A 25,600-nucleotide genomic window follows, 5' to 3' on the forward strand; every position below is an offset into this window, starting at 1 on the left:
GAAGGACTCAGGCCTTGCGTTTGGCTTCGACATCAATCGTCGATTTATCTACTGCTGCACTGCTAGCTACTTGGCCGGAGGGCGGGGGGGCAGCGCCATCAGCGGTGCTGCCGTCTTTCATGCCATCTTTAAAGCCCTTGACGGCACCACCCAAGTCGGAGCCAATGTTTTTGAGCTTTTTGGTGCCAAACACCATGACCACGATCAGCAGCACAATCAGCCAGTGCCAGATGGAAAACGAACCCATGAAAATCTCCTAAGCGATGCGCTTCATTGTAGAGGTGGGGGTATCAGCCCTTGAGCCAAGGACGCGGGCCACCCATGATGTGCAGGTGCAGATGGTGGATTTCTTGCCCGCCTTCAAGCCCCGTATTGACCACCACACGAAAGCCCCCATCAGGATAGGGGTTGCAGCCCTGCTCTAGCGCCAAACGTGGTGCCAAAGCCATCATGCGCCCCAGCAGGCCCGCATGTTCCGGCTGCACCTGTGCCATTGACGGAATGTGCAGCTTGGGCACCAGCAAAAAATGCACAGGTGCCCAAGGATGGATGTCGTGGAAGGCGAAAAGTTCTTCGTCTTCGTAAACTTTGCGTGACGGGATCTGCCCCGCAATGATTTTGCAGAAAAGGCAATTCGGATCGTGCATAAGAGCGCTCTGGAAAAACAGGTGGGTTTAGCTGGCGGGTGCCAATTGGAAACTAGAACGCAGGCCAATGTCAGTGCGGTGATCTTGCAGCCATTGCAGGCCTACCGTGCGGCCCAAGGCGAACAGCTGGCGCATAAAGCCTAGGTCGGCGCGTGTTTTGCCCGCCAAACCAAAATCGGCCAGCACGGCACCACCATCAATGCGGTGCATATACACCTCTTTAAAGTTGCCGGTGTCGATCTTGCCCTCAGCGCGCAGCCGATGGGCAAACTCTAAGGAACGCAACTCGGCCAGCAAACCGGCATTGAAGGTGATTTCGTTCACGCGGTCAGTGATTTCGGGCACTGTGGCGGGCACGCGCAAATGCTCCACCGGGTTGATTTGTACCAGCAAAATATCGCTGCTTTGGGCGCTGTAGATCAAGGGGTAAAGCGGCGGATTGCCCGAATAGCAACCATCCCAGTAAGCCTCGCCATTGATCTCTACCGCTTTGAACACCAAAGGCAGACAGGCCGAGGCCATCACGGCATCTGCCGTAAGACGATCGCCAGAAAATATCTCACCCTGCCCCGTGCGCACATTGGTGGCACAGACAAACACCTGTGGCGCGGCTGTGGAGGCAGCCAACAACTCAAAATCAACTTCGCGCTGTAGCAACTGACGCAAAGGGTTGATATCGAGCGGATTGGCCTGTGCTGGTGCCAGCCACGGCGTCATCATGGCCAGCCCCGGAAACACCTGCGACAGCGGCGCACCCCAAGCCAGATTGCCCAAGGCCCCGGTGCCCTCCCACAGGCGGGTGAGGGTAGCGCGGGCCAGATCAGCACCGGCTTGGCGCACATCTTGCGGGTCTTGGTATTGCTGCGCCGCTTGGGCAAAGCCGTGGGCCACGGCCACGGCATTCATGGCACCCGCACTGGTGCCACTGATGCTATCTAACTCAATCTGACCATCTTCGAGCAAGGCATCGAGCACTCCCCAAGTCAGGGCACCGTGGGGGCCGCCTCCTTGCAAGGCCAAATTGATCCGTTGCGGTGTTCGGGACTCAGTCATACAGTTCTTGTCCCTTGTTCATAGCCACCATGCCGCGCACGATGCGGTAGAGAAACCACAGCGAGATCAGCGCCCAAGCAATCCAGCCCGGAAAGAAAAACAGCAACCACAGCGGCGCTGTGAGCACATAGAGCACCCCAGCCCAGAGCACGGTACGGATGCGCCAAGAAAAATGGCTGGCCTGCCAAGTGCCCTCGGCATCACCTTTTTTTACCAAATCAATGATGAGCGCGATGACGAGCAGGGCAGCACCGGGCTGCGCCCCCGGAATCACTGCCCCCACCGCCACCACCAAATGCAGCAGGTAACTGGCCCAGCCCCAAGCCATCAGGCCACGGGCTTTTTCTTCGTTGCTCTGCGCATCAAAAACATCGCTCATGGCGCTGCCTGACGCTGGGCTTTTTCTTGCAGGCCACTGGTGCCCTCGCGGCGCTCCAACTCCGCCACCACATCCACCGGAGACAAATCGTAGTGGGCCAGCGCAATCATGGAGTGAAACCACAGATCGGCCACCTCGTACAGCAACTTGGCCTTGTCGACACCATGATCGACGTCTTTGGCCGCCATCACCACCTCGGTGGCCTCTTCACCAATCTTTTTCAGAAAGGCATCGGGGCCTTTGTGCAGCAAACGGGCGACGTAGCTTTTTTCTGGATCGCCGCCATGCGCCGGCTTGCGGCTCTCGATCACCGCAGCCACACGGGCCAGCGCGCCCTCGACAGAAGAATCATCAGCACAGGACATGGAGCCAACCTCTTTCACTTATTTGTAGATGGATTCGGGGTCTTTGAGCACCGGATCGACCGGCTGCCAATCACCATCACGCAGCACGCTGTAAAAACAACTGTGCCGCCCAGTGTGGCAGGCAATGCCCGGCTCATGGCCCTGCTGCGTGACTTGCAACAAGATGACGTCGTTATCGCAGTCAATGCGGATGTCGTGTACCGTTTGCACATGGCCGGACTCTTCACCCTTAAACCACAGTTTGCCGCGTGAACGGCTGAAATACACGGCACGACCCAACTCGGCGGTTTTTTGCAGCGCCTCGCGGTTCATCCAAGCAAACATCAGCACGTCACCCGTGCCACGCTCTTGCGCAATCACGGGCACGAGGCCCTGCGCATCCCATTTGACTTGTTCTATCCAGTTCATCGTGCGATTGTGAACGATTACGATTACAAGCGCACCGGAATACCACGGGCCGCCATGTGCTGTTTGGCCTGTTGCACGGTGTATTCACCATAGTGAAATATGCTGGCGGCCAGCACAGCATCGGCGCCGCCTTGTTGCACGCCATCGGCCAAATGGTCGAGGTTGCCCACGCCGCCAGAGGCAATGACGGGCACGGCCACGGTATCGCTCACGGTGCGCGTCAGGGCCAAATCGAATCCGGCCTTGGTGCCGTCGCGATCCATGCTGGTGAGCAAAATCTCGCCTGCACCACGCCGGGCCATGTCCGCCGCCCATTGCACCGCATCTAGGCCCGTGTTTTTGCGGCCACCGTGGCTGTAAACGTCCCAACCCATACCGACGGGCTGACCATTGGCACCGAGACGGGCTTCGTCTTGGGGCGTGCGGCGTTTGGCATCAATGGCTACCACGATGCACTGGGCACCGTACTTGGCCGAGGCAGCGTTGATAACGTCAGGGTTGGCAATGGCCGCCGAATTGAAGCTGACCTTGTCGGCCCCGGCGTTGAGCAGGCGGCGCACGTCTTCTACCGTGCGCACGCCACCGCCCACCGTGAGAGGAATAAACACTTGGCTGGCTACGGCCTCAATGATGTGTAGGATCAGGTCACGACCATCGCTGGTGGCAGTGATGTCTAGAAAGGTGAGCTCATCGGCCCCTTGGGCGTTGTAGCGCGCGGCAATTTCTACCGGATCGCCTGCATCGCGCAGTTCAACAAAATTAACGCCTTTGACGACACGGCCTCCGGTGACGTCAAGGCAGGGGATGATGCGTTTGGCAAGCATGGCGCGGTAAATGTAGCAATGGAGAACAAGCGCAGGAAGATACCACGCGGCTAGGCCACACTGCGGGCCTCACCGTTCTGCCAGCGCCAAGCATCTTGGCACATGCGGTCAATGCCATGCTGGGCTTTCCAGCCCAATAGCTGTTGTGCCAAGCTGGGGTTGGCCCAACATTGGGCCACATCGCCGGGGCGGCGGCCCACGATCTGATAGGGGATGGAGCGACCGCTGGCGCGCTCAAAGCTGTGCACCATCTCTAGTACCGATACCGGACGCCCTGTGCCTAGGTTGACAGTCAGTAAGCCGGGATGCTGGCGCAGATAACGCAGGGCAGCCAGATGCCCTTGCGCCAAGTCGGCCACATGGATGTAGTCGCGCACGCCGGTGCCATCGGGGGTGGGGTAATCGTTGCCATAAATGCTCAGACAACTGCGCTGGCCTGCGGCCACTTGGGCCACATAAGGCAACAAGTTGCCGGGTACGTCTTGCGGGTCTTCGCCGACCAGGCCACTCTCATGGGCCCCCACCGGGTTAAAGTAGCGCAGCCGAGCGATGTGCCACTGCCCCGGCTCTGCGGCATCCACATCAGCCAACACCTGTTCCATCATCAGCTTGCTCCAGCCGTAGGGGTTGGTGGCCGAGAGGGGAAAATCCTCACCAATGGGCAGGGTGGCCGGTTCACCATACACCGTGGCCGAAGAAGAAAAAACCAAAGTGCGCACCTGCGCCTGCTGCATGGCCTGTAGCAAGGTGATGGTGCCCGCCACGTTGTTTTCGTAATAGCGCAAAGGGGTGGCTACCGATTGCCCCACGGCCTTGAGTGCCGCAAAGTGGATGACGGCATTGATCGGGTATTGGGCCAGCAACTGCGCCAGCAAGGCAGCGTCGCGCACATCCCCCTCAATGCACACAGGCACCGCACCGATAATGCGCCCCATGCGCTCCAGCACCGAGCAGCGGCTGTTGCTGAAATTGTCCAGCATCAAAAAAGGCAAGCCCGCTTGCGCCAATGCGATGCAGGTATGCGAACCGATAAAGCCAGCCCCCCCTGTGACCAAAATCATGCCGTTGCACCCATTAGAAATAGCCCCGCCCCCGAACTAGCGCCACAACCACAGCCGCTTGGACACTTTAAAACAGCCACTGGCGCATAAATTTTAGCTAATGTTAATTATATTTAGATAGCATTTGTCTATAATTGAATTTAAAAACAACTGTATTACAGGTTTCACGTTCTGTGCCCAAACTCGTCTCTCTGCTGCTGTGGACTCTGGGCATTTTGTTATCTATGCCAGTCCATGCTTTGCCCGCAGTGGCCTTGCATTACGGTGCAGCAGCCCCGCTGAGCGATCTGAAAGTATTTGACATCGTGGTGGTAGAGCCAGACCACGGCCATGACCCCCTGCTACACCAGCGCAGTGACAGCCAGTTGTACGCCTATGTGTCGGTGGCAGAGGTGCAACCGTCACGCAGCTACTACCAAGACATTCCGGCGGCTTGGAAGCTGGCCCGCAATGGTGATTGGCAATCGGACGTGCTAGACCAAACGCCCGCAGACTGGCCTGAGTTCTTTGCCAGCCGGGTGGTGGCCCCGTTGTGGGCGCGCGGCTACCGTGGCTTCTTTCTGGACACGCTTGACTCTTACCGCCTAGCGGCCCAATTTGATGAAGCCGCGCAACAAGCGGGGCTGGTGCGGGTGATCGAGACGCTGCACCAACGCTTTCCGGGCATCCGCCTGATTTTGAATCGGGGCTTTGAAGTTGTGCCTCGCGTACGCGACAAAATTGAGATGGTGGCCGCCGAATCTTTGTTCCGAGGCTGGAATGCCAACAAAAAACGCTATGAAGAAGTCCCGGCGGCCAGCCGGGAATGGTTGCTAGGCCAATTGCAAACCATCCGACAGCAACAGGGCCTGCCGGTACTGGTGATCGACTATGTGCCGCCACAAGACCGCGCCTTGGCCCGTGCCACGGCCACCCAAATTCAGGCCCTGGGGTTTATTCCTTGGGTGAGTGATAGCCAATTGCACACCATTGGGGTAGGCAACATCGAATTGCTGCCCCGGCGTGTGCTGGTACTTTATGACGGCGACGAGACCGTCTCCCTCAACTACACCAACGCCCACCGCTACCTGCACATGCCGCTCAACCACATGGGCTACATCGTGGAGTATGCCGATACCAAACAGCCTTTGCCCCAAGGCATTTATCGGGATCGCTATGCGGGTGTGGCTACTTGGTTCTCAGGCTTTGTGCCTGCTGCCAAGGGCAAAGAGTTGAGCCGTTGGCTGCTGGCCCGTGCGAGTGAAGGCATGCCACTGGCTTTAGTTGATGATTTTGGCTTTTTGCCCGACCGCAGTTGGGCCGAGCAGCTAGGGCTGCAAGTGGGCAACCTTGGTATAGAAGGCAGGCTACAGACCGTGCGTCAGCACCCAATGATGGGGTTTGAAATTGCCCCCCCAGTGCCGGGCCGTGAGTATGAGCCGGTGCGCTTGGTCGGCAAGTCAGCGGCGCAAGCTACCCCGCTGCTAGAGCTGCAAGATCAGCGCGGACAACGGGTGGTGGCCGGTGCCATCATGCCTTGGGGTGGCTTTATGCTCGACCCGTTTGTGCTAGTCGCACTGCCAGGCACCGAACAACGCCGTTGGGTGATCGACCCCTTTGCCTTTTTGACCCAAGCACTGCGTTTGCCGCCCATGCCAGTGCCCGATGTCACCACCGAAAATGGCCGCCGCCTGCTGATGGCGCACATTGATGGTGATGGCTTTCCATCTCGGGCTGAAATGGCTGGCAACCCCTTGGCCTCTGAAGTGCTGCTCAAGGAGGTACTGCAAAAGTACCGTATTCCACACACCATGTCGGTGATTGAAGCTGAAACTGCACCCGACGGCTTGTACCCACAGCAAAGCGCCCAGATGGAAGACATTGCCCGGCGCATGTTCCGGCTGCCCCATGTCGAAATAGCCAGCCACAGTTATAGCCATCCTTTTTTGTGGAACCAAGAAGTGAAACATGGCGTGTTCTTGGAAGAAACCCAAAAAGACTACCACCTAGAGTTGCCGGGCTACACTTTCAGTTTAGAGCGCGAGATTGTCGGCTCAGTCAACTACATCCAGCAACGGTTGGCACCGGCGGGCAAGAAGGTACAAATCATGCTCTGGACAGGCGATACTGCCCCCAGTGGTGAAGCGCTGGCCATTGCCCACCGTGCTGGGCTGCTCAATATGAATGGGGGCGATACCTTTATCAATCGCAGCCAATCTTCGTTGACCGCCGTGCGCAGCCACGGCATCCAAAAAGATGGCTACATCCAGGTATTTGCGCCCATCACCAACGAAAATATCTATACAAACCTCTGGCAGGGGCCTTTCTATGGTTTTGAACGGGCCATTGAAACCTTCGAAATGACCGGCCAGCCACGGCGCATCAAAGCGGTAGATATTTATTACCACACCTACTCGGCCAGCAAGCGGGCCGGGCTTGAGGCGCTGCACAAAGTCTATCGTTGGGCCTTAGCGCAGCAGCTGCATCCAGTGTTTACCTCAGAGTACATTCGCAAAGTGCAAGATTTTTATGGTTACGCTGTGGCCCGTGATGGGCAAGGCTGGCGTGTGCGTGGCGGTGATGCCTTGCGTACTTTGCGCCTGCCTGCCAATTGGGGTGCGCCCGCACTGGCCCAAAGCCAGCATGTAGCTGGTTACCGCGAAGGCACCGAAGGCACCTACCTGCACCTGACAGGCAGTAGTGCCCACATCCAGACCCTAGAGAAAACAGCGCCCCCTCCACCTTTGCGCCCCTTCTTGTACGAAGCCAATGCACGCCTGAAAAAGTGGCAGGGCAACCCCCAGGCCACACAAACCGCATTCACCCTACAAGGCCATGTACCACTGCAATTTAGCCTAGGCCACAGCAGCCACTGCCAAGTGCGTGCTGGGCAGCGGCTACTGGCCCCCATCCGCACCACCACCACACCTGCAGGTGCCAATGTCCAGATGTTTGAGTTAACCGCGACCCATGCCGAGCTCCAGATCGTCTGTCCAAGCCACTGAGCGGCCTTTGCTGGCCCCTTACTGGCTGCTGCTGCTGTTAGCCACCATCGTGGGCGCTGGCCTGTGGCTGCTCTATCCTCGTCAGGATCTGGAGCGCCGTCTCAGCCAAGCAGGTGACCAATCGGCCCTGTCCACCAGCTACCTGCACAACCTGCTGCGCAGCGACGCCAACAACCCGCAACTGCGTCTGTTATTAGCCAAAGAACAGGGTCATGAAGGGGCCATCAATTCGATGAGCGAGACGCTCAGACCGGCCCTCACGTCCGACGATCCCACCCTACGCCGCCAGGCCCTCTGGCTAGTGTGGGAAAGCACCTATCGCACCTACCAACAAACCCCCAGCCAAGAAACCACAGTCCGCACCCAATGGCAGGCCACGTTGGTAGAGCAACTGCATACTTTGGTACACGAGAGCTGGCCCACAGAGCAACTACAACTCTTGACCCAACAAGCATTGGACTTGGAGCAGCAAACGATTGCCATCACGCTGCTGCGCCAGCAGGCCGTACAGCAGCGCCAGCCAGACAAGGCAGCACGGCTGTACGTACAGGCTGCACAGACTGCATTGGCCCATTCCAATTACGCGGCGTGTGCCCAGTTGTACCTATTGGCCCGCCAAGCTACACCAAATGGCCCACAGGCCAAGCCGTATTTTCGGGCGGCCATCGCTGCCATCCAGTCGAGCGGACAGCCAGTGCAAGCGCTGGAACTGGCAGAAAGAGAATTGGGAGCGCTGCACAGCGACAGCGAGATCATTGAGCTGCTGGTACAACTGGCGCGCGCCGCAGGCCGCCCCGACATTGCAGAGCGTTATGTCAAGCAACTGCTGCAACTGGCCCTTTTGCAGCAATGGCAAACCAGCCAGTGGGCGCAAACGCTGTTGCCGTCTCCGTTACAAGCTGTCGCAGAGCGACGCATGGCAGCTCTGCAAGCCGCGCCGCGCTATGAGGATCGGGCCTATCTGCTCGATCCATCCTTGTTGCAACACCCAAGCCATGATGCCGCCCAAAGCGCATGGCAATCCTTGCCCGTCAGTCAGAAATCTCCCCCGGCAGTGGCCCCCGGACTGCCCTTTGACGACAAGGTTTACACCCTAGGCTACCAAGTATTCTTAGAAAACAAAAACCTAGAAGATGCTTGGCGCGTGGCCAAGGCGGCGGTGCAGCAGGCCCCGCAGCTCATCATCTGGCATGAGCGGCTGGCCCAAGTCTCTGAATGGACTGGCCGCTTGGAACTGGCGCTACCACACTGGCTGCGGGTAGCCCAACAGACACAAAGCCCAGTGGCTTGGCAGGCCGTGCTGCGTTTAGCGCCCGGCCAGTTTGATGATGCTGCACTGGTGGAAGCACTGCGTTACGAGCTACGCCGCAAGCCCGGCCAGCCCACTTTGCTGCAAGAGTTGGTGGATGCCTACGAGCGTTTAGGCTCGCCCCAGCCTGCGCTCGATTACCTGCGCCAGCAGCCTGCCACCCCCAAAACCCTAGAAATGCTGGCTAACTTGGCCAAACGTGCCGGAGACCTCGACTTGGCCTTGACCAGTTGGCAACGCCTGTTTACCGATCCCACCCAGTTAACCCCCACGCTGGCCATGCGGGCCGCTGTATTGGCCCTGTTGCGTGGCCAAGCTGCCCAAGGACTGGCGTGGCTGGAAGCGGCACAAAAGAAGATCACGCCCAACACCACAGACAGCGCAACCTTCTGGCGACTCACGGCTCAGATGGCACAAGACCAGCAACGAGACCTCTTGGCCGTGCAAGCGTATCGCCAGTTGTTGGAAAACAAGGCTGCTGATGTGGGAGACTTTGATGCCCTGATTCGGCTGTTGCAAACCCACCAACCGTTGGAGGCAGCAGAGGTAGCACTGCTAGCTTGGCAACAACTCGATCAGCCCCGCCACCTGATACTGGCTTTGGGCATTTATGCCAGCCTCAACCAGTGGCGTGATGTGCAACAGGTGCTCCAAAAACTAGACCCCACACCCCAAGCACAGCGACGCGCCTTGCACCGCTTGCGCCAAGAGCCAGAGTTTTTGCGTTTGGCCGGGCTTTGCTACCAAAACACCGGCCGCCGCGCCCAAGCGCGCCAGTATTACGAAGCTGGACTCAAACTGGCCCCACAGTCAGCTGCCATGCGCCATGCTCTGCTGTGGCTGTTTATTGAGAGCAACGATGCCGCCGCTTTGCGCGACCTGCTAGGCCGTTACGAGGCGCAATGGAGCCAAGACAAAGAGTTGCACGACGCACTGGCGTCGGCCTACCAATCGCTGTCGCTGCCCGCCATTGCCTTAGAGCGCTACTTGCAACCGCGCATTCAGGCCCACCGCAATGACCTGCTCTGGCTGATGAACTATGCCGATGCGCTAGACCAAAACCAGCAATCTGACCGTGCATGGCGTCTGCGTCGTGATCTACTTAGCCAAGAATGGCAAAAGGCTAACCGTGATGTCAGCACCACCCCATCAAGGGCGCGCTGGTTAACCGAAGAAGGCTTGAACACCACCCGGCGGCTGGCCCGCGCCCGCCTGCAACTGACGCAACGCCCCGGCGATGCCGGTTTGGCTACCCTGCGCGAGCTGCTGCGGCTAGACCGTGATGCCCGCAATGGTTTATCCAATGCCGCCGCAGAAACCGCCATTGGCTGGTTGCAAGATGCTGGTGAATACACCGCCGAACGGGGCTTTTTGTGGCAGCAATACGCGCGCAGCCACAGCGTACAGGCCAACCGGCCCCTGTGGGCAGAAATCACAGTAGCCTTGGCCGAGAAAGACAAGCCCGCCACTGGAGAATTGCTCGAAATTTTTGACGAACGCCTGCAGCGCTACGACCGGGTCAATGCCGCTGTGGCGGTGGGCAATGTGCGCTTGGCACAAAGCGCCGCCTTTGAGACCCAACACAACCAGCCCGACGATAACCCGTTGCACCAGCAACTGGCCGAGAACCTATTGGCTTTTAGCCCCTCTGGCACTGGTAATGTCGCTTCGCGCCAACTCGACCGGCTAGAGGAAAAAGAAACCCAAACACAGCTGCACTATCCATTGAGCCCAGCCCTGTCTTTGGGACTCAAAATGTTGCATACCGAACGGCAGACCACCGGGCGAGAAGGTCTGCGCGAGCTATCACAAGAACGTGCCAATTACGGCAGCTTGCGCTGGCAGCAGCGCAGCGGCAGCTCTACCCAACTGCAACTGGGCTGGCGCGAAAGCCTTGCCCACTCTACGCCGTGGCAACTTGAGCACCTGCAGCGCCTCGACAATCGCCTGTCATTGCACCTAGACTGGGGCCAGCAACTACCCACCCAAGAAAGTTTGGCCTTGCGCACAGGTGGCATGAAAGATCGCCTAGGCGTGGGTATGCGCTACCAAGCCACAAGGCTCGACCAAGTCACGCTGAACCATTGGCGCGAAAAATACCAGTGGCAAACCAGCGCAGAAGTGGGCAATGGGCAGCATTCAGCCCTCAGTTATACCCACAACTACCGCTTAGACACACCCACCGTGGATGTGGGCATTTTTTGGTCTAGCCACAGTTACGACCGGCGCAACACAGACGATTTTTCTGGCCCAGATCGTGCCTTGATCCGCAACCAGCCGCCCAGCCTGAGCAACGCAGAACGAGGCCCCTTGCTGCCCGATAATTTCCAGTTTTACGGTGTGCAACTGACCACCAACCTGCGCTTTGAGCACGACTACATCCGCGCTTTTGCGCCTATGGTCAGTGTGGCACCCACTTGGCACAGCCGCCAAGGGCTGGGCTACAGTTTGCGCCTAGGCTTGGCTGGTAGCCTGCTGGGTGCCGATCACTTGGGTTTGGTGTGGAGTGCAGGCAAATCTGGCTCACAAACCCCTGGACTGAGCCAAGAAGTGCAATTGAACTATCGCTATCATTTTTAACCGTTATCCCTGCAAGGCTCCATGATCCGTCCATCCTTTTTTTTGCGCGTCCTCCAATGGCTGCTGGTTACCACGTTACTGGCTAGCTTGGTAGCTTGCTCCACAGTAGACCACGGCAAGGCACCAACACTAGAACGCGGAGCAAGCTGGGTAGTGCTGCCGTTTGCCAACCACACAGAGACCCCGCTGGCTGGCAACCGTGCCGAAGCGGTGGCGTTGGCTCTATTACAGGCGCAAAACATCGGTCAAATCAAGCGCTACCCCGGCAGCGTGCAACAAGAAGCCCTGTTTGATGGCACAGAGAGCAAACGCCAAGAAGATGCCTTGGCTTGGGCGCGTGAGCAAAACGTGCGTTACGCCTTAACCGGGGCAGTCGATGAATGGCGCTACAAAGTCGGGGTAGACGGTGAACCCGCCGCTGGCGTCACCTTAGAAATTGTAGATGTCAGTAGCGGCGATACCCTGTGGAGCGGCACTGGTGGCAAAAGTGGCTGGAGCCGCGAAGCTCTGTCTTCAGTAGCGCAAAAACTCATCCGCGAACTGCTGCGTGCAGGTTTGGCTAGTGTGCATTGATTGACCTTGTCCATGTCTAGCGCCAGTGGCAATACACGCCATCAGGAGCCATCACCACGCCCCCGCACACACGTCAGTAGTAGATTTGGCGGCTCCCCCTTGGGCAAGTTGGCCCCCACCGGCACACAGCCGTGGATTGTGCTGCTCGAAGCCTTGTTGCTGCCCGCCTTGGCGTTGGTGCTTGGCTGGTGGCTCAACCCCCAAGACCCGCTGTGGATCAATGCTGATTTTCAATGGGCTTGGCTCGCTCCAATGGTGGTAGCACTGCGCTATGGCCCCCTGACGGGTTTGTTATCTGTCGGTGCCTTGTTGGCAGGATGGTGGCTATTGCAGCAAGGGCGCTACGAGCAGTTTCCGCAGGTATTCTTTTTGGGTGGCCTGATTTTGGTCATGCTGGTGGGCGAATTTTCGAGCCTGTGGGTAGCGCGTACCCGACGCGCCGAAAGCATGCAGCACTACCTGCACCAGCGCATGGAGCACCTGATCCGGCAGTATTACCTGCTACGCCTGTCGCACGACCGCCTAGAGCATGAGTTGATAGGCCGCCCCATGTCGATGCGCGACGCCCTCAAAACGCTGCGTGGCTTGGGCAGTACCCAGTCCGACGCCCAAACCTTGCTAGACCTGCTATCGCAATACTGCCAAATCAGTGCAGCCGCTTTGTACAGCATGCAAGGCGAGCAACTGGATACACAACCCTTGGCCAGCATGGGGGCTCCTAGCGCTTTAGACACCAATGACCCCTTGGTGCGCCAAGCCCTAGAAACACGCAAACTGTGCCACGTCGTGCAAACCTTAGCACTCAAGCAGCAAAGCCAATACCTCATCACAGCACCGCTACTGGATTTGGGTGGCGAGATCTATGGCCTGCTGGTGGTAGATGACATCCCATTCTTTGCGCTACAAGAAGAAAATCTACAAACCATCAATCTTCTGCTGGGCTACTACACCGATGGATTGACCACCCAAGCGCTGGCACAACCGTTGTTGCAACACTGGCCCGACTGCCCGGCTGAATTTGCCTTTGAAATGCAGCGCCTGTGGCATATGCACGAAACCACCGGGGTACCCAGCATGGTGGTAGCGTTAGAGTTCACCCCCACAGCCATTGAGCGCGATTTGCCGCAACAATTGCTGCGCCTGCGCCGTCTGATGGACGAGACTTGGCTGATAGAAGGCCCAAGTCGGCAACTGCTGGCGGTGCTAATGCCTTTGGGCGATGCGGCCACCGCCGAAGGCTTTTTGGCCCGGCTAGAAAACTGGATCCATCAAAAAGCAAGCACTTCTCTGGCCGATGCGGGTATTTTTCCGCACCAGCTGCCCCTGAGCCAAACCCCTCCCCTCGCGCTGCTGCAACGCCTGCACGAAATCGCTGATGCTCAATAGCAAGCTTGGACTCTCGGCGGTACTGATGGAGCTGTCTGCTTGGAGCGGCCCGGTGCTGCTGCATGACCAGTCTGATACCGCACTAGCCAGCTACCTGCTGCTGCATGCTGTGGCCAGCACCTTGTTGGCCCTATTTACACTGCCTTTGCTGCCCAAAGAACAAACCCAACCGCGCAGCGCCGTCTTGGCCCTGATGGTACTGTGCAGCTATGCCGTGCCACTGGTGGGCTTTATCGGGGTTTTGGCAGCGGTACTGATTTTGCGCTACCACCGCCCCACGCAAACCTTGACGCTGTTTGAGTCTTTGCAACTGCCTGAGTTTGACCAGCACCAGCGCCTCACAGGGGCCTTTCGCCAAACGGGCCTAGGCTCGTTTCTGGGCAACCGCGACGTGCCCATGACCTCGCGCATGCGCGCTATGGTGTCACTCCAACACGTATCGGGGCGCGTCGCATCCCCCTTGCTACGCAATGCACTCAATGACCCCAGTGAAGATTTGCGCCTGCTGGCCTACGGCATGCTCGACAGCCTAGAGCAGCGCATCAGCCGGGCTGTAGACGAAGAGCTGCAAGCCCTGCGCATTGCCCGCGCCCGAGAAGGCACCGCCCGCCCCGGCCCCAGAACGCTCAAAGCGGTGCAGCACCTGTCTGATCTTTATTGGGAGTTCATCTACCAAGACTTGGCCCAAGGCGATCTGCGCGACTACGCCATTGCCCAATCGCTGCACTATTGCGATGAAGTCTTAAAACTGCAACCCAAAAATGCGCCACTGTGGCTGCGCAAGGGCCGCTTGCTGCACTCTCTGCGCCGCTTTGATGAAGCCGCACTAGCCTACCAACGCTGCGTCAGGCTGGGGCTGCCGCCCACACGGGTACTACCCTACCAAGCCGAACTGAGCTTTGAGCGCCGCGACATCGTGCGCACCTATATGCTCATCGCGCAACTGGATGCCGGCGATTCTCTGCCCCGACTGCGTCCCATCATCGACTATTGGAAAACCTGCTGATGGACACCCCGCGCAAGCCTCCCAAGGCTCCCAGCGCCGACATCGCCCTGCTGCTAGAAGGTACCTTTCCTTACGTCAGTGGCGGGGTATCGAGTTGGATCAACCAAATCATCCGGGCCTATCCTGAATACCGCTACGCCATTGTGTTTTTGGGCAGCCGCCGCGCAGACTACAAAGGCTTTAGGTACGAGCTGCCCGCCAACGTAGTGCACTTTGAAGAGCACTATCTATACGACGACCTGGTAGCACCGGGCCTGCCTGCTCCTCGGTCTGGCAGCCCACTGGCCTTTGAGATGATGAGCGCGCTGATCGAATCCTTGCGCCAAGGAGATGCCAAGCGCACCCTCACCTTGGGGCTGCTGCGCCATCTGGTGCGTGAAATCATGCCCGACGGCCAACTCCAGTTGGACGATTTTCTCTACAGCGAGCTGTCTTGGCAGCTGCTGTGCGACACCTACCGGCGCTACTGCACCGACCCATCGTTTGTCGATTATTTTTGGACGGTACGGATCATGTTTCAGCCGCTGTGGCTGCTGGCGCGCATTGCCCACCAATTGATTCCGGTGCGGGCGCTGCACAGCGCCTCCACGGGTTACGCTGGCTGCTTGGGGGCCATGCTGCGCCAGCGCCGTGGCCTACCACTGATCTTGTCTGAGCATGGCATTTACACCAAAGAGCGCCAAATCGACCTGCTCAAGAGCGAGTGGATTCGGGACAACCGCAACGTCTTCCAGCGCGACCCCACCGAGCTATCCTATTTTCGCCAAATGTGGATTCGCTTTTTTGAGTGGATGGGCCGTTACTGCTACGAAGCCGCCAACCCGATCATTGCCCTGTACGAAGCCAACCGTCTGCGCCAAGTACAAGATGGTGCCAAGCCTGAGCGCACCTCTAACATCCCCAACGGCATCAACCTAGGGCGCTTTGCCCCACTGCGTGCGCAGCGGCCCGCCACGCCGCCGCCCGTGCTGTGCCTGATTGGCCGCGTTGTCCCCATCAAAGACGTCAAAACCTTTATCCGCGCCATGCGCCGGGTGGTCAATCAATTGCCCCAAGCCCAAGGCTGGATTGCTGGCCCGGCAGAAGAAGACCCCAGCTACGCCCAAGAATGTGAAAACTTGGTGCAAAGTTTGGGCCTACAAGCCCAAGTGAAGTTTCTTGGTTTTCAGAAAGTGGAGGCACTGATGCCGCAAATTGGGCTGGTGGTGCTCTCCTCCATCAGCGAAGCCCTGCCCTTGGTGATTTTGGAAGGCTACGCCGCAGGCGTGCCTACCGTCTCCACCGATGTCGGCTCGTGCCGCCAATTGATTGAGGGTCTAGACGCTGAAGATCGCGCCTTAGGCCCCAGTGGGGCCGTAGTCAACATTGCCGACCCCCAAGCCTTGGCCGATGCCTCCATTGCCCTGCTCACCGATACACCGGCATGGACACGGGCCAGCACCGCCGCCATTGCCAGAGTAGAGCGCTACTACACCGACGAGATGATGTTTAGCCGCTACCGCAAAGTATATGAACAGGCGCTGCAAGACCCCAAAGGAGCGCGCTGATGGCGGGCATTGGGTTTGAACTGCGCCGCCTGCTGCGCAAAAACACCCTGCTGGGTTTGGCGCAGGCCTATACCTATGCAGGCGTGATTGGCTCTGGCCCGTGGATTTTCTCCATTGTGGGCATTTTGCTGGTCGGGATTTTCAGTGCCAGCGTGGTCGTGCCTTCTTTTTTGGTCACACAGTTTCAAACCTCCGTAACCTATCTGGTAGCCAGCAGCTTGGTGTTTACCGGCTTGGTGCAGCAGGCCTTTACCCGCTTTGTCTCAGACCGCTTGTTTGAAAAGCGCCAAGAACTGATTTTGCCCAACCTGCACGGCCTGCTGCTGGTAGTGATGGGTGCCGCCTGCGTGCTGGGCACGGTAGCCCTGTTTTGGCTGCTCCCCGGCGAGCGCCTGCTCTACCGCTTACTGATGCTGGCCGGGTTTGCCACCATGTGTGCGGTTTGGGTGCTCACGGTGCTGCTCTCGGGCATGAAGCACTACAAAGCCATCACCCTGCTGTTTGCGGGTGCCTACACCCTGATTGTGATTGCCGCACTGCTGCTGCGGCCTTGGGGGTTAGAGGGCCTGCTGGGCGGCTTTTTGCTGGGCAATTTGGTGCTCATGGCGGGCATGTGGCTGTTTATTGTGCATGACTTCAACCCCTCAGGGCCACTGATTGCTTTTGACTTTGCCCGGCGTGAACTGTGCTACCCCTCCCTGATAGCCGTGGGCTTTTTGTACAACTTTGGCATCTGGGTCGATAAGCTGATGTTTTGGTACTTTGAACCCACATCCCAGCAGGTGATTGGTAGCTTGCGTGCCTCGTTGATTTACGATTTGCCAGTATTTTTGTCGTACCTGTCCATCATTCCGGGCATGGCGGTGTTTTTAGTGCGCATTGAGACCGACTTTGTCGAGTTTTACGACAAGTTTTACGATGCCGTGCGCGGCGGCGGCTCGTTGGAATACATCGAGTCTATGCACGATGAGATGGTCTACTCCATCCAACAAGGCTTGGTAGAAATTGCCAAAATCCAAACCTTGGCCGTACTGGTCACGTTTGTGGCTGGCCCCGTGATCTTAGAGGCCTTGGGCATTTCACAGTTGTACCTGCCACTACTGTATGTGCAGGTGATAGGGGCGGGCTTGCAAGTGGGGCTGATGGCGGTACTGAATGTGTTTTTTTACCTAGACCAGCGCCGCATTGTGCTGTGGCTATGCGCGCAAGTGGTGCTACTCAATGTGGTACTGACCGGCATGAGCCAATACTATGGAGCCGCCCTGTATGGCTACGGTTTTACACTGGCCATGCTCATCACGCTGCTGACCGGGCTGGTTTTACTCACGCGCCAACTTAACCGTTTGGAGTATCAAACTTTTATGCTCCAGTAGCATACAGGCCCGATCCCCTGTTGAATCTATAGCCCAGACCATGCTGCCATTTTCTGCCGTGCAACGCACTCCCATTTGGCTCTGTGCCAGCTTACTGGCCGCCTGTGGTGGCGGCTCAGGCACTGCCCCCAGCATAGCCGTGGAAGTGACCGCCCCCAGCGCCCAAGCACCGGTGCTAGAGCTGCAAACGCCACTGCCCGTGGGGGCGACAGTAGAACTCGATGCCATGCCTGCCCCTGATGCCACCCTAGTGCATTTCAGCAGCTCTGCGGGTTTATTGTCACCAGCCACCGCATCTACCCACCAAGGGCAAGCTAGCAGCTCTTTGCTTGGCACGGTGCCCGGACAACACACCCTGCGGGCCGAGGTCGAGGTGGCTGGGGTACGCGCCACAAGCAGCACACAAACCTTCTATTTGCGCCAAACGCCGGTGCCGCTAGAGGTGCTGGTGCCTGCGTATTTTTATCCATCCACAGGTTCGGACTGGACATTGCTAGCCTCCAGCGTGGCCGCGCTGCCCGGCCTGAAAGTTACGGCCATTCTCAACCCCTCCAATGGCATTTTTACCAACGCCAATAGCCGCTATCTAGCAGCGGGGCGCGATTTTGTGCATGCGGGAGGACAACTGCTGGGCTATGTACACACCAGCTATGGCAGTGGCGAACGCACCCTGGCCGACATCAAAACCAATATTGATCGTTATCTAGAACTGTATGGCCGCGAGTTAATCAGCGGTATATTTTTGGATGAAATGAGCAACAAAGGCAGCACACTGGAGTTTTACCAGCAGTTGTACCGCTACATCAAGGCCAAAGACCCCAGCTTGCGTGTCGTTGGCAACCCCGGAACCATACCGGCCTCAGAGTTGGCAGCCACCGCTGACGCCCTGATTACCTTTGAAGGCCAAGCGGCAAATTTTGCCCAGTACGATCCGCGCAAAACGGGCGGCTGGCTTTACACCTTAAGCAACAGCAAACAAGGGGCGCTCATTCACACTGCCAGCACTTGCACCGCGATGCAAGCAGCCCTGCGTACAGCAGCCACAGCGCAAAGCAACAGCGGCTTGGTGTATGTCACCCACCGCCCATACGATTACGCCAGCAATACCGGTAATCCTTGGGCCAGCCTGCCCAGTTACTGGGCCAGCCTACTGAGCAGCGTTCATGCCCTCAACCAAGGCCAGCCCTTGCCCAACTGTTAAGCCAGGCTCAGTTCGTCAGCGCGCGCTTGGGCGGCTTCAAAATCGAGGTCGCCAGAGTAAATGGCGCGGCCACAAATCACGCCCTGCACGCCTTCACTTTCAACGGCGCACAAAGCATCGATGTCGGCCATGCTGCCCAAGCCACCGGAGGCAATCACCGGGATAGTCACGGCTTGGGCCAACCTGACTGTGGCCTCGACATTGATGCCTGAGAGCATACCGTCACGGCCAATGTCGGTGTAGATGATGGACTCTACGCCCCAGTCTTCAAATTTTTTCGCCAGATCGGTGACGTTGTGGCCGGTCAGTTTGCTCCAACCATCGGTAGCTACTTTGCCATCTTTGGCATCCAAACCCACAATGATGTGGCCGCCAAAGGCGGTGCAGGCATCTTTGAGAAAACCGGGGTTCTTGACGGCAGCGGTGCCAATGATGACGTAGCGCAAGCCACCATCAATGCAGCGCTCGATAGTGTCCAAGTCACGAATGCCGCCGCCAAGCTGCACCGGAATATCGTCCCCCACCTCACGCAAGATGGATTTGATAGCCGCCAGATTTTGCGGCTTGCCAGCAAAGGCACCATTGAGATCGACCAGATGCAAACGGCGCGCACCCGCATCAACCCAGCGGCGGGCCATCGCTGCCGGGTCTTCACCGAAGGTGGTGGATTGATCCATATCGCCTTGTTTCAGGCGTACACAGTGGCCGTCTTTGAGGTCGATGGCAGGTATGAGCAACATGGTGGGTTTGGCAAGAAAAGGCGGCCATCACAGCAATGGCCTGAACAAACAGAAAACGTGACAAAAAATACGGCAACACCTTGGAGGAGGGTACCGACCGGAGCTTAGGGGTTCCAGTGCAGAAAATTGCGATAGAGCTGCAAGCCCTGATCGGCACTCTTTTCTGGGTGAAATTGTGTCGCAAAAATATTATCGCGTGCAATGGCGGCGGCAAACCAGCCGCCGTAGTCGGCCTCGCCTGCGCAATGCTCAGGGTTTTGGGGCCGGGCGTAGAAGCTATGCACGAAATAGAAATAGCTGTTGTCTGGCACGCCTTGCCAGACCGGATGCACCGCGCCAGCATGGCTCACTTGGCGCACTTGGTTCCAGCCCATTTGTGGCACCTTGTAGCGGCTGCCATCGGCTTGGCTGCGGCCTTGCAAATCAAACTTGACCACTTCGCCCGGAATCAACCCTAGGCCGGGGGTATCACCCTCGGCGCTGTGGTCAAGCAGCATTTGCATACCGACGCAAACACCAAACAGCGGCTTGCTGGCGGCGGCCTCTAATACCGATTGGCGCAGGCCCGATTGGGCCAGCTCACGCATACAGTCGGGCATCGCGCCTTGGCCCGGCAGCACGACGCGCTGGGCAGCGCGCACTTGTTCGGGGTTGGACGTGACCTGCACCGTCCAGCCACTGCCTTGGGCAGCGGCTTGCACAGCTTGCGATACCGAGCGCAGATTGCCCATGCCGTAATCGACTACGGCGACAATTTTCTGAGCAGTCATCACAAAGAACCCTTGGTGGAGGGGATGGTGCCTGCGGCACGCGGGTCTAGCTCTAGTGCAGCGCGCAAAGCACGGGCAAAGGCCTTGAAAATGGTTTCGCACTGGTGGTGGGCATTGACGCCCTTGAGGTTGTCAATGTGCAGCGAAACGCCCGCATGGTTGACAAAGCCTTGGAAGAACTCAAACACCAATTGCGTATCGAGCTGGCCCAGCATACCGCTGGTGAATTTGACATCCATGTGCAAACCGGGGCGGCCAGAAAAATCCACCACCACGCGGCTTAAGGCCTCGTCCAGCGGCACATAGGCGTGGCCGTAGCGGCGAATGCCTTTTTTGTCGCCCACGGCTTGGGCAAAAGCCTGCCCCAGCGTGATGCCAATGTCTTCGACGGTGTGGTGGCCGTCAATGTGCAAGTCGCCTTGGCACTGGATGTCCAGATCGATCAGGCCATGGCGAGCAATCTGTTCGAGCATGTGGTCAAGAAAACCAATGCCACTGTGCAGTTGCGATTGGCCTGTGCCGTCTAGATTGAGACGCACAGTAATTTGGGTTTCCAGCGTATGGCGGGTAACGTCGGCTTGACGCATGTCGTGGGGCACTCGTTCAGGGGTGATGGAAAGCTGGGCATGATAGCATCCAGCGCCTGAGCGGCAGCCCCTGTCCCTGTCTGTTACAACGCTGCCGCCCCTCCTTGGGAAGCTACTGTATGAGCCGTTTTTGGAGCGCCGTTGTTCACGGCCTGACCCCTTATGTTCCGGGCGAACAGCCCAAAATTGACAATCTGGTCAAACTCAATACCAATGAGCATCCCTATGGCCCCTCGCCACGCGCCTTAGAGGCCATTCGCAGCGCCACCAACGACAGCCTGCGCCTGTACCCCGACCCCAATGCCGATGCCCTCAAAGCCGCCTTGGCCCAGCGCCACGGTGTGCAGCCCACGCAGATTTTTGTGGGTAATGGTTCGGACGAAGTGCTGGCGCACGCCTTTATGGCCCTGCTCGACCACGAGCGCCCACTGTGGTTTCCCGATATTACTTACAGCTTTTACCCGGTGTATTGCGGCTTGTATGGGGTGGCGCACAAAACCATCCCACTGACCGAAGACTACGCCATCCGCGCTGACGATTATTTGCCGCAGGGCCACGACAAGGCCGGGGCCATCATCTTCCCCAACCCCAACGCCCCCACCGGCTGCTTGCTGCCCTTGGCCGAGATTGAGCGCATCGTGGCGGGCAACCCCGATGCCGTGGTGCTGGTCGACGAAGCCTATGTCGATTTTGGCGGCGAGAGCGCTATCGCCTTGGTAAACCAATACCCCAATCTGCTGGTGGTGCACACCTTCTCGAAGAGCCGCTCTTTGGCCGGGCTGCGCGTCGGCTTTGCCGTGGGCCACCCAGCACTGATTGAAGGGCTGGAGCGGGTAAAAAACAGCTTTAACTCCTATCCACTAGACCGGCTGGCCTTGGCCGGTGCCGTGGCCTCGGTAGAAGATGAAGACTACTTCCAAGACAGTTGCCGCAAAGTGATTGCCACCCGCGAGCAATTGGTGGCTGATTTAGCCACTTTGGGCTTTGAGGTGTTGCCGTCGGCAGCCAACTTTATCTTTACCCGCCACCCGCAGCATGATGCCGCCACGCTAGCCGCCGCACTGCGCCAGCGGGCCATCATCGTGCGCCATTTCAAGCTGGCGCGCATTGACCAGTTTTTGCGCATCACCATTGGCACCGATGCGCAATGCGCCGTGCTGGTGGCGGCACTCAAGGAAATTTTGGCAGCTTGAACGCCCCGCACGCCCACGCACAGCAAAAAGCCGCACCCTGTGCGGCTTTTTTTATTTCAACCGCATTTCGGCGGCACGGGCATGGGCTTGCAAGCCCTCGCCATGCGCTATCACTGAGGCAATCTGACCCAAGGTTTGCGCCCCTTGCTCGCTGACCTCAATCAGGCTGCTGCGCTTTTGGAAGTCGTACACCCCCAGCGGTGAACTAAAACGCGCTGTACCCGATGTAGGCAGGACATGGTTAGGGCCAGCGCAGTAGTCGCCCAAGCTCTCGCTGGTGTAGGCACCCAGAAAGATCGCACCGGCGTGCTTGAGCAGTGGCTCCCAGCGGTGTGGCTCGTGGCTAGAGACTTCTAAATGCTCTGGAGCAATTTGGTTGCTGATGGCACAGGCTTCTTCCATGCTGCGCGTGTGGATGAGCGCACCACGGCCATTGAGGCTTTTGGCGATAATCTCGGCCCGTGGCATGGTGGGCAATAGGCGGTCAATAGCCTCTTGCACAGCATCCAAATAGGCGGCATCGGGGCTGAGCAAAATGGATTGGGCTAACTCATCGTGCTCGGCTTGGCTGAACAAGTCCATCGCCACCCAGTCGGGCGGCGTCGTGCCATCGGCCAGCACCAAAATCTCGCTGGGGCCAGCAATCATGTCGATGCCCACAGTGCCAAAAACGTGCTTTTTGGCACTAGCCACATAGGCATTGCCGGGGCCGGTGATTTTGTCTACCTTGGGCACGGTTTCAGTGCCATAGGCCAAGGCGGCCACGGCTTGAGCACCGCCAATGGTAAAAGCCCGCGTCACGCCTGCCACATAGGCGGCGGCCAGCACCAGCGGGTTCTTTTCGCCACGGGGGGTGGGCACCACCATGATGATCTCGGCCACGCCCGCCACATGGGCCGGAATGGCATTCATCAGCACGCTAGAAGGGTAAGACGCCTTGCCACCAGGCACATAAATGCCCACACGGTCGAGCGGCGTGACTTTTTGGCCCAGTAGGGTGCCGTCTTCGTCGCGGTAGCTCCAGCTTTCACCACTGGCCTTTTTTTGCGCCTCGTGGTAGCGGCGCACGCGGGCGGCGGCCTGCTGCAAGGCCGTGCGCTGTGCCTCTGGCAAGGCGTCAAAGGCGGCCTTGAGTTCTTCTTGGCACAGTTCTAGCTCTGCCATGCGGGTGGCAGATACGCCGTCAAAGCGCTGCGTGTATTCGAGCACCGCCGCATCACCGCCTTGGCGCACATCGGCCAAGATGTCAGCCACCCGCTGCTCAATGGCGGCATCGGTGTCGGCAGACCAATGCAGACGGGCAGCAAAATCGGCGGCAAACGAGGCGCTGTCGGTGCGCAAACGAACGGGGGTGGCTTGAATCATGGGATATCGTCCTGATGAGGGCTGGGCCGTGTTATACCTGCGCCGGAATGGCAGAGGCAAAGCTGTCAATGATGCGCCGCAGCGGGGCCATCTTGAGCTTGAGCGCTGCTTGGTTGACCACCAGATGCGAGCTGATGTCCATGATGCGCTCTACCTCGACCAAGTGGTTGGCTTTGAGCGTGTTGCCGGTAGAGACCAGATCGACGATGGCATCGGCCATGCCCGTCAGGGGGGCCAACTCCATGCTGCCATAGAGCTTGATCAGATCAACATGTACGCCCTTGCTGGCAAAAAATTCACGGGCAATGGCGGTGTATTTGGTAGCCACTTTCAGGCGCGAGCCTTTTTTGACCGCTTGGGCATAGTCAAAACCAGCACGCACCGCCACACTGACGCGGCATTGGGCAATGCGCAAATCCAGCGGCTGGTACAGGCCAGAGCGGGCGGAACCACCCCATTCGGCGCTGTGCTCAATCAGGGTATCTTTGCCACACACGCCCATATCGGCACCGCCATGCTGCACATAGGTGGGTACATCGCTGGCGCGCACCATGACCACGCGCACATCGGGCTGGTTGGTAGGCAAAATCAGCTTGCGCGATTTTTCGGGGTCTTCTAGTACCGTGATGCCAGCGGCAGCCAGCAGAGGCATGGTTTCATCAAAAATGCGGCCTTTGGACAGGGCAAGGGTAATCATCGCTCAAATTCTTTCTATGTCAGCACCCAAGGCGCGCAACTTGGCTTCCATGCAGTCGTAGCCACGATCAAGGTGATAGATACGATCTACCATCGTCTCACCCTCGGCCACCAAGCCAGCGATGACCAAGCTGGCCGAAGCGCGCAGATCGGTAGCCATCACCGTAGCACCCGACAGCTTTTGGCCTCGGTGGCCCAAGCCTTCAATCACAGCGGTGCGGCCATCAATTTGGATGTGCGCTCCCAGACGCAACAGCTCATTGACGTGCATGAAGCGGTTTTCAAAAATGGTTTCGGTGACGGTGGCCGTGCCTTGGGCCACACAATTGAGCGCCATAAACTGCGCCTGCATATCGGTGGGAAAGCCCGGATACTCAGTGGTGCGAAAACCCTGCGCCTTCAGGTAGGCACCACCAGGGCTGCGCACGCGGATGCCACTGGGTGCAGCCTGCACATCCACCCCAGCATCGCGCAGTTTGTCAGTGACAGCATCCAAATGATCGGGGCGGGCGTGGCGCAGCACCACATCACCACCAGCAGCGGCGACAGCACACAAAAAGGTACCGGCCTCAATGCGGTCGGCCACCACTTGATGGGTGCAGCCATGCAGGCGTTCTACCCCTTGGATACGGATACGGCTGCTGCCGTGGCCCTCAATCTTAGCCCCCATGGCGATGAGCATTTCGGCCAGATCGACAATTTCTGGCTCTTGAGCGGCATTTTCTAGCACCGTCTCGCCCTCGGCTAGGGTGGCAGCCATGAGGAAATTTTCGGTACCAGTCACCGTCACCATGTCGGTGGTGATGCGTGCGCCCTTGAGGCGGGTGCGGCCTTCGGGCAGGCGCGCAATCATGTAGCCGTGCTCGACCACAATCTCCGCGCCCATCGCTTGCAAGCCTTTGATGTGCTGATCGACCGGGCGCGAACCAATGGCGCAACCACCGGGCAGCGACACGGTAGCCCGGCCAAAACGCGCCAGCAATGGCCCCAGCGCCAGCACCGAGGCGCGCATGGTTTTGACCAGCTCGTAGGGCGCTTCAGGGTTAGACAGCGCCCCAGCATTAATCTGCACACCGCTGTGGTGGTCACGCTGGGCAGTGACGCCCATGTTGCGGATCAACTTGAGCATGGTGGCCACATCTTGCAGATGCGGCACGTTGTTGAGCTGTACCGGCTCTGCTGTGAGCAAGGCGGCACACAGTTCAGGCAGTGCGGCATTTTTAGCGCCAGAGACCACCACTTCGCCCTCTAGGGGGCGACCACCGCGAATCAGGAGTTTGTGCATGGTCAAAATCTCAGGTGCCCGATGCCGATTGAGCAGCCCACTCGGCAGGGGTGTAGGTTTTCATGGACAGGGCGTGAACCTCGTCCGTTTGCAGCTTGCTGCCCAGCGTGGCATACACGCGCTGGTGGCGGGCAATGGCGCGCTTGCCCTCAAATTCGGGCGAGACGATGGTGGCGTACCAGTGGCGGCCATCGCCCTCGACGCTCAGGTGCTCACAGGACAGGCCTGCGCTAATCAGTTGCTGGAGTTGGTCAGCGGTCATGGAGAA

At 58.4% G+C, this 25,600-nt stretch carries 24 protein-coding genes; 9 read left to right on the forward strand and 15 right to left on the reverse strand.

The window, feature by feature from the left end; translation table 11 throughout:
* Window positions 1–7: 7 nt before the first annotated feature.
* Genes tatA through galE form a run of 8 tightly spaced genes read right to left on the reverse strand, consistent with a single transcriptional unit; the run spans window position 8 to window position 4,737 of the window.
* The gene (tatA, locus tag BMX55_RS05755; RefSeq protein ID WP_091454216.1) at window positions 8–247 is read right to left on the reverse strand and encodes a Sec-independent protein translocase subunit TatA; all 240 of its coding nucleotides are present in this window, start codon (window positions 245–247) and stop codon (window positions 8–10) included.
* Between the two features lie 43 nt (window positions 248–290).
* A complete protein-coding gene (locus BMX55_RS05760; protein WP_091454219.1) occupies window positions 291–647 on the reverse strand; it encodes a histidine triad nucleotide-binding protein in 357 nt (118 codons plus the stop codon).
* A 27-nt stretch (window positions 648–674) separates the two neighbouring features.
* Entirely contained in the window at window positions 675–1,700 is a 1,026-nt protein-coding gene (locus BMX55_RS05765; RefSeq protein WP_091454222.1) for a patatin-like phospholipase family protein, read from the reverse strand.
* On the reverse strand, window positions 1,693–2,079 hold the full coding sequence (locus BMX55_RS05770; protein ID WP_091454225.1) for a DUF4870 family protein: 387 nt from the start codon (window positions 2,077–2,079) through the stop codon (window positions 1,693–1,695). Before BMX55_RS05770 ends, BMX55_RS05765 begins: the two co-directional genes overlap by 8 nt.
* Window positions 2,076–2,444, reverse strand: a complete 369-nt coding sequence (locus BMX55_RS05775) for a phosphoribosyl-ATP diphosphatase (protein WP_091454898.1) — start codon at window positions 2,442–2,444, stop codon at window positions 2,076–2,078. The genes BMX55_RS05770 and BMX55_RS05775 overlap by 4 nt, the downstream gene beginning before the upstream one ends.
* Before the next feature lie 18 nt (window positions 2,445–2,462).
* The gene (gene hisI / locus BMX55_RS05780; RefSeq protein ID WP_091454228.1) at window positions 2,463–2,852 is read right to left on the reverse strand and encodes a phosphoribosyl-AMP cyclohydrolase; all 390 of its coding nucleotides are present in this window, start codon (window positions 2,850–2,852) and stop codon (window positions 2,463–2,465) included.
* 23 nt (window positions 2,853–2,875) lie between these two features.
* Window positions 2,876–3,676 (reverse strand): imidazole glycerol phosphate synthase subunit HisF, encoded by an 801-nt coding sequence (gene hisF / locus BMX55_RS05785; protein WP_091454230.1) that lies wholly within the window; start codon window positions 3,674–3,676, stop codon window positions 2,876–2,878.
* Between the two features lie 50 nt (window positions 3,677–3,726).
* Complete coding sequence (gene galE / locus BMX55_RS05790) at window positions 3,727–4,737, reverse strand: UDP-glucose 4-epimerase GalE (protein WP_091454233.1); 1,011 nt, start codon at window positions 4,735–4,737, stop codon at window positions 3,727–3,729.
* 224 nt (window positions 4,738–4,961) lie between these two features.
* Between galE and BMX55_RS05795 the strand changes: the two genes are divergently transcribed.
* From BMX55_RS05795 to BMX55_RS05830, 8 genes are read left to right on the forward strand one after another with little or no spacing between them, the layout of a single operon-like run.
* Window positions 4,962–7,721 carry a bifunctional glycoside hydrolase/polysaccharide deacetylase family protein gene (locus tag BMX55_RS05795; protein ID WP_091454237.1) on the forward strand — a complete coding sequence of 920 codons (2,760 nt, stop codon included), beginning with the start codon at window positions 4,962–4,964 and terminating at the stop codon, window positions 7,719–7,721.
* Complete coding sequence (locus tag BMX55_RS05800; protein ID WP_091454242.1) at window positions 7,687–11,610, forward strand: tetratricopeptide repeat protein; 3,924 nt, start codon at window positions 7,687–7,689, stop codon at window positions 11,608–11,610. The genes BMX55_RS05795 and BMX55_RS05800 overlap by 35 nt, the downstream gene beginning before the upstream one ends.
* Before the next feature lie 21 nt (window positions 11,611–11,631).
* A complete protein-coding gene (locus BMX55_RS05805) occupies window positions 11,632–12,183 on the forward strand; it encodes a penicillin-binding protein activator LpoB (protein ID WP_091454245.1) in 552 nt (183 codons plus the stop codon).
* 12 nt (window positions 12,184–12,195) lie between these two features.
* Window positions 12,196–13,569: a PelD GGDEF domain-containing protein gene (locus BMX55_RS05810; protein WP_091454248.1), complete on the forward strand. Its 1,374-nt coding sequence runs from the start codon at window positions 12,196–12,198 to the stop codon at window positions 13,567–13,569.
* The gene (locus tag BMX55_RS05815) at window positions 13,559–14,575 is read left to right on the forward strand and encodes a hypothetical protein (RefSeq protein WP_091454251.1); all 1,017 of its coding nucleotides are present in this window, start codon (window positions 13,559–13,561) and stop codon (window positions 14,573–14,575) included. The genes BMX55_RS05810 and BMX55_RS05815 overlap by 11 nt, the downstream gene beginning before the upstream one ends.
* Window positions 14,575–16,122 carry a GT4 family glycosyltransferase PelF gene (gene pelF / locus BMX55_RS05820; RefSeq protein WP_091454901.1) on the forward strand — a complete coding sequence of 516 codons (1,548 nt, stop codon included), beginning with the start codon at window positions 14,575–14,577 and terminating at the stop codon, window positions 16,120–16,122. Before BMX55_RS05815 ends, pelF begins: the two co-directional genes overlap by 1 nt.
* On the forward strand, window positions 16,122–17,495 hold the full coding sequence (gene pelG, locus BMX55_RS05825; protein ID WP_091454254.1) for an exopolysaccharide Pel transporter PelG: 1,374 nt from the start codon (window positions 16,122–16,124) through the stop codon (window positions 17,493–17,495). The genes pelF and pelG overlap by 1 nt, the downstream gene beginning before the upstream one ends.
* Before the next feature lie 40 nt (window positions 17,496–17,535).
* Window positions 17,536–18,696: a spherulation-specific family 4 protein gene (locus tag BMX55_RS05830; protein WP_091454300.1), complete on the forward strand. Its 1,161-nt coding sequence runs from the start codon at window positions 17,536–17,538 to the stop codon at window positions 18,694–18,696.
* Here BMX55_RS05830 and hisA read toward each other — a convergent pair.
* From hisA to hisB, 3 genes are all read right to left on the reverse strand, one after another.
* A complete protein-coding gene (gene hisA / locus BMX55_RS05835) occupies window positions 18,693–19,436 on the reverse strand; it encodes a 1-(5-phosphoribosyl)-5-[(5-phosphoribosylamino)methylideneamino]imidazole-4-carboxamide isomerase (protein ID WP_091454304.1) in 744 nt (247 codons plus the stop codon). The genes BMX55_RS05830 and hisA overlap by 4 nt on opposite strands.
* Before the next feature lie 104 nt (window positions 19,437–19,540).
* Window positions 19,541–20,206, reverse strand: a complete 666-nt coding sequence (hisH, locus tag BMX55_RS05840) for an imidazole glycerol phosphate synthase subunit HisH (RefSeq protein ID WP_091454306.1) — start codon at window positions 20,204–20,206, stop codon at window positions 19,541–19,543.
* Window positions 20,206–20,793: an imidazoleglycerol-phosphate dehydratase HisB gene (gene hisB / locus BMX55_RS05845; protein WP_091454308.1), complete on the reverse strand. Its 588-nt coding sequence runs from the start codon at window positions 20,791–20,793 to the stop codon at window positions 20,206–20,208. Before hisB ends, hisH begins: the two co-directional genes overlap by 1 nt.
* Window positions 20,794–20,912: 119 nt before the next feature.
* On the opposite strand from hisB, the gene hisC reads away from it, so the two are divergent.
* Window positions 20,913–21,986 carry a histidinol-phosphate transaminase gene (gene hisC / locus BMX55_RS05850; protein ID WP_091454310.1) on the forward strand — a complete coding sequence of 358 codons (1,074 nt, stop codon included), beginning with the start codon at window positions 20,913–20,915 and terminating at the stop codon, window positions 21,984–21,986.
* Between the two features lie 51 nt (window positions 21,987–22,037).
* On the opposite strand, the gene hisD is transcribed toward hisC, so the two are convergent.
* The 4 genes from hisD to BMX55_RS05870 are packed head-to-tail and all read right to left on the reverse strand — an operon-like array spanning window position 22,038 to window position 25,594.
* Complete coding sequence (gene hisD, locus BMX55_RS05855; protein ID WP_091454313.1) at window positions 22,038–23,351, reverse strand: histidinol dehydrogenase; 1,314 nt, start codon at window positions 23,349–23,351, stop codon at window positions 22,038–22,040.
* Window positions 23,352–23,382: 31 nt separating this feature from the next.
* The gene (gene hisG, locus BMX55_RS05860) at window positions 23,383–24,048 is read right to left on the reverse strand and encodes an ATP phosphoribosyltransferase (RefSeq protein ID WP_091454316.1); all 666 of its coding nucleotides are present in this window, start codon (window positions 24,046–24,048) and stop codon (window positions 23,383–23,385) included.
* A gap of 3 nt (window positions 24,049–24,051) precedes the next feature.
* Window positions 24,052–25,332, reverse strand: coding sequence for a UDP-N-acetylglucosamine 1-carboxyvinyltransferase (gene murA, locus BMX55_RS05865; RefSeq protein WP_091454318.1), 1,281 nt, complete (start codon window positions 25,330–25,332; stop codon window positions 24,052–24,054).
* Between the two features lie 10 nt (window positions 25,333–25,342).
* Entirely contained in the window at window positions 25,343–25,594 is a 252-nt protein-coding gene (locus tag BMX55_RS05870; protein WP_091454321.1) for a BolA family protein, read from the reverse strand.
* Between the last annotated feature and the right edge of the window lie 6 nt (window positions 25,595–25,600).

Source organism: Giesbergeria anulus (assembly GCF_900111115.1).
In the GTDB taxonomy this organism is placed as follows: Bacteria; Pseudomonadota; Gammaproteobacteria; order Burkholderiales; family Burkholderiaceae_C; genus Simplicispira; species Simplicispira anulus.

What these genes read in the sequence shown, in the direction of transcription:
- pelG (WP_091454254.1), top strand. Translation starts at nt 16,122, where the DNA reads ATGGCGGGCATTGGGTTTGAACTGCGCCGCCTGCTGCGCAAAAACACC.
- BMX55_RS05760 (WP_091454219.1), bottom strand. Translation starts at nt 647, where the DNA reads ATGCACGATCCGAATTGCCTTTTCTGCAAAATCATTGCGGGGCAGATC.
- hisA (WP_091454304.1), bottom strand. Translation starts at nt 19,436, where the DNA reads ATGTTGCTCATACCTGCCATCGACCTCAAAGACGGCCACTGTGTACGC.
- BMX55_RS05795 (WP_091454237.1), top strand. Translation starts at nt 4,962, where the DNA reads ATGCCAGTCCATGCTTTGCCCGCAGTGGCCTTGCATTACGGTGCAGCA.
- BMX55_RS05870 (WP_091454321.1), bottom strand. Translation starts at nt 25,594, where the DNA reads ATGACCGCTGACCAACTCCAGCAACTGATTAGCGCAGGCCTGTCCTGT.
- tatA (WP_091454216.1), bottom strand. Translation starts at nt 247, where the DNA reads ATGGGTTCGTTTTCCATCTGGCACTGGCTGATTGTGCTGCTGATCGTG.
- galE (WP_091454233.1), bottom strand. Translation starts at nt 4,737, where the DNA reads ATGATTTTGGTCACAGGGGGGGCTGGCTTTATCGGTTCGCATACCTGC.
- BMX55_RS05765 (WP_091454222.1), bottom strand. Translation starts at nt 1,700, where the DNA reads ATGACTGAGTCCCGAACACCGCAACGGATCAATTTGGCCTTGCAAGGA.
- hisI (WP_091454228.1), bottom strand. Translation starts at nt 2,852, where the DNA reads ATGAACTGGATAGAACAAGTCAAATGGGATGCGCAGGGCCTCGTGCCC.
- BMX55_RS05770 (WP_091454225.1), bottom strand. Translation starts at nt 2,079, where the DNA reads ATGAGCGATGTTTTTGATGCGCAGAGCAACGAAGAAAAAGCCCGTGGC.
- pelF (WP_091454901.1), top strand. Translation starts at nt 14,575, where the DNA reads ATGGACACCCCGCGCAAGCCTCCCAAGGCTCCCAGCGCCGACATCGCC.
- hisD (WP_091454313.1), bottom strand. Translation starts at nt 23,351, where the DNA reads ATGATTCAAGCCACCCCCGTTCGTTTGCGCACCGACAGCGCCTCGTTT.
- BMX55_RS05810 (WP_091454248.1), top strand. Translation starts at nt 12,196, where the DNA reads ATGTCTAGCGCCAGTGGCAATACACGCCATCAGGAGCCATCACCACGC.
- hisH (WP_091454306.1), bottom strand. Translation starts at nt 20,206, where the DNA reads ATGACTGCTCAGAAAATTGTCGCCGTAGTCGATTACGGCATGGGCAAT.
- hisG (WP_091454316.1), bottom strand. Translation starts at nt 24,048, where the DNA reads ATGATTACCCTTGCCCTGTCCAAAGGCCGCATTTTTGATGAAACCATG.
- murA (WP_091454318.1), bottom strand. Translation starts at nt 25,332, where the DNA reads ATGCACAAACTCCTGATTCGCGGTGGTCGCCCCCTAGAGGGCGAAGTG.
- hisC (WP_091454310.1), top strand. Translation starts at nt 20,913, where the DNA reads ATGAGCCGTTTTTGGAGCGCCGTTGTTCACGGCCTGACCCCTTATGTT.
- hisF (WP_091454230.1), bottom strand. Translation starts at nt 3,676, where the DNA reads ATGCTTGCCAAACGCATCATCCCCTGCCTTGACGTCACCGGAGGCCGT.
- BMX55_RS05830 (WP_091454300.1), top strand. Translation starts at nt 17,536, where the DNA reads ATGCTGCCATTTTCTGCCGTGCAACGCACTCCCATTTGGCTCTGTGCC.
- BMX55_RS05800 (WP_091454242.1), top strand. Translation starts at nt 7,687, where the DNA reads ATGCCGAGCTCCAGATCGTCTGTCCAAGCCACTGAGCGGCCTTTGCTG.
- BMX55_RS05775 (WP_091454898.1), bottom strand. Translation starts at nt 2,444, where the DNA reads ATGTCCTGTGCTGATGATTCTTCTGTCGAGGGCGCGCTGGCCCGTGTG.
- BMX55_RS05805 (WP_091454245.1), top strand. Translation starts at nt 11,632, where the DNA reads ATGATCCGTCCATCCTTTTTTTTGCGCGTCCTCCAATGGCTGCTGGTT.
- hisB (WP_091454308.1), bottom strand. Translation starts at nt 20,793, where the DNA reads ATGCGTCAAGCCGACGTTACCCGCCATACGCTGGAAACCCAAATTACT.
- BMX55_RS05815 (WP_091454251.1), top strand. Translation starts at nt 13,559, where the DNA reads ATGCTCAATAGCAAGCTTGGACTCTCGGCGGTACTGATGGAGCTGTCT.